Raw genomic sequence first — 2,454 nt, 5'->3', positions numbered from 1 at the left:
CGGCAACAATCTCGCCGGTCATGCCGGCAAGCGTCAGGCCCACATGCTGATGCCCGAACGCATAGATCACCCGCTTCGATCGGCGCGAGAAGCCCATGACCGGCAAGCCGTCAGGCAAGGTGGGGCGGAAGCCCAGCCAGGTGGTGGTGGGACCACTTAGCGCGGGCACTGCGGCGCGGGCCGAGGATTCGATATGGTTCAAGAGGCCGGCGCTGCGTTTTTGCGTGAAGCCCGCCAGTTCCACCGTGCCGGCTGCACGCAGTTCCCCCATCATCGGCGTCATGTAGATGCCCCGTTCAGCCAGACCGCAGGGTCGGGACAGCAGGCCTTCGCCCGCCTGGAAGGCCACATGATAGCCTCGTTCCGTATCCAAGGGGATACTGTCGCCGCAGCTTGCGGCCAAGGCGCGCGACTTCGCCCCCGCGGCAAGGACGATCTGATCGAAGGCAAGCGGTGCCCCTGTCCTGACGTGCAGGATCGCGCCCTCATCGCCCGTTTCTATCCGGCAAGCCTCCTCTCGGATCAGGTGCACGTCCTGTCGGGCAAGATGTTCGGCCAGTTGCAGCAGCAGCCGGTGCGGCGACCGAAACCGCCAGCTGCCCCGGAAAAGCACCCCTTGGGTGAAACGACGGGCCAGTGCCGGCTCCAAGGCAGAAATATCGGCCTGCGTCAGAAGGTCGAATGCGACGCCAAGCTGCCTGCGATAGTCCAGGTCGGGCCGTGAGGCGTGGAAGGCAGCTTCTGTTTCGTAAAGATAAAGGCATTCCTGCCCGTCGATGAGGTCACGTCCCACCGCGTCCAGTATGGGATCCCACCCGGACTGCGCCTTGAGGAGCAGCGTGGCAAGCGCCGCCGAGGATGCTCGCGAGCGGACGGGCGTCGAATGGCGCAGAAACGAGGCCAGCCAGGGCAGCATCCGCGGCACATAGGCCGGCCGGATGCGGAATGGACTGTCGCCCGACAGCAGGTAATGCGGGATATTGGGAAACACCGAAGGGTTGTTCACCGGGATGCAGGCATAGGGGGCGAACGTTCCCGCATTGCCGTAGGAAGCACCCGATACCGCACCCGTGCCATCGACAAGGGTGACGCGGCATCCCGCCCTGCGAAGATGGAAGGCACAGGCAAGCCCCACGGCCCCTGCCCCGATTACTCCGACATGCTTCATGACAAGGATCTCACCACGTCACGCATCGCCCATCATCGCCGTTTCCTTCGGTTCATGAGCAAAGGCGGCAGATCGACCTCCGCCCCTCGCCATCAGTTCGCCAGCCAGGTGTTGAACCGTTCGCTGAGTTCGGTGTCGTAGTTCGCCCAGAATTCGACATCCGAAGTCAAGGCGTCATCCAGGTATTTCGGATAGGTCGGAAGATAGGTCGCCATCTCGGTCTTGTCGTCCTTGTAAAGGCCGACCCCTGCCGAACCCGACTTCCGCACCGGCCCATAGCTGATGTAGCGCGTCAGATCGGCCTGCCGCTCGCTTTGGGTGGCCCACTTGATGTAGGTCCAGGCCGCATCCTTGTTGGGCGCGCCCTTGGGGATCACGTAAAGATTGAAGTCGAGGATCTGGTTGTCCCAGAGGATCTCGAAGGGCTTGTTCTCGTTGATGGCCGCATCGAAAAGCCGCCCGTTATAGGCGGTCGTCATGACGACCTCGCCATCGGCAAGAAGCTGCACGGGTTGCGCCCCTGCCTCCCACCACACGGTGTTGTTCTTGATGGTATCGAGCTTCGCAAAGGCTCGGTCGATCCCTTCGGGTGTGGCAAGAACCGTGTAGACGTCTGCGGGTTCGACGCCATCGGCCATCAAGGCCAGTTCAAGCGAGAACTTGGCGCCCTTCCGCAGGCCGCGCTTGCCCGGAAACTTCTCCAGATCGAAGAAGTCGCTGGCCGACGTGACACCTTCCAGTTGGTCACCGCGGTATCCGATCACCGTGGAATAAACCAGGATACCCACACCGCAGTCGTAAAGGCCGCCCTCGATGAAATCATCGGCGGCCTTCGTGCCGTCGCTGCCATCAGGCAGTTCCTCGATGGGAAGCTGCTCCAGCAGCCCCTCGTCGCAGAGCCGGACCAGATCCGAGGGTTCGACATCGGCGATATCAACCGTCACGTTGCCGACCTCCACCTGCGCCTTGATGGGGACGGCAGGGTTGTCGGCATCGATTGAATTGATCTTGATACCCGTCTCGGCCATGTAGGGCTTGTGGTAGGCCTCCATCTGGGCGGCCGCCACGGCGCCTCCCCACGACATCACGTTGATCTCCTCGGCCTGAGCACTGATGCCCGACGCCGCCAGTCCGACCGTGATTGCAAGGACAGTTTTCATCCTTCCCTCCTGTTGGTGATTGTTTTTGCTTTTTCTTGGCGTCCTTTGCGAACGCGATCAAGCAAAGGGCCTTTGAACCGTATGCCCTTTCAGGAGGATGATATTTCTCTTTTTCTGTTTGTCGAT

General features: G+C 61.6%; 2 protein-coding genes. Both read right to left on the bottom strand.

All coding sequences use genetic code 11. The annotated features are described in order from the left end of the window. The coding region (locus CK944_RS21935; protein WP_146038761.1) for an FAD-binding oxidoreductase at positions 1–1,168 on the bottom strand (1,168 nt) is incomplete at its 3' end. Positions 1,169–1,260: 92 nt separating this feature from the next. After that, positions 1,261–2,328: an ABC transporter substrate-binding protein gene (locus CK944_RS21930; protein WP_103175154.1), complete on the bottom strand. Its 1,068-nt coding sequence runs from the start codon at positions 2,326–2,328 to the stop codon at positions 1,261–1,263. Between the last annotated feature and the right edge of the window lie 126 nt (positions 2,329–2,454).

The organism is Paracoccus sp. SY, assembly GCF_002901215.1.
GTDB lineage: Bacteria > Pseudomonadota > Alphaproteobacteria > Rhodobacterales > Rhodobacteraceae > Paracoccus > Paracoccus acridae.
The sequence above is the reverse complement of the archived record's forward strand: the minus strand, read 5'-3'. Positions and strand labels throughout refer to the sequence as shown.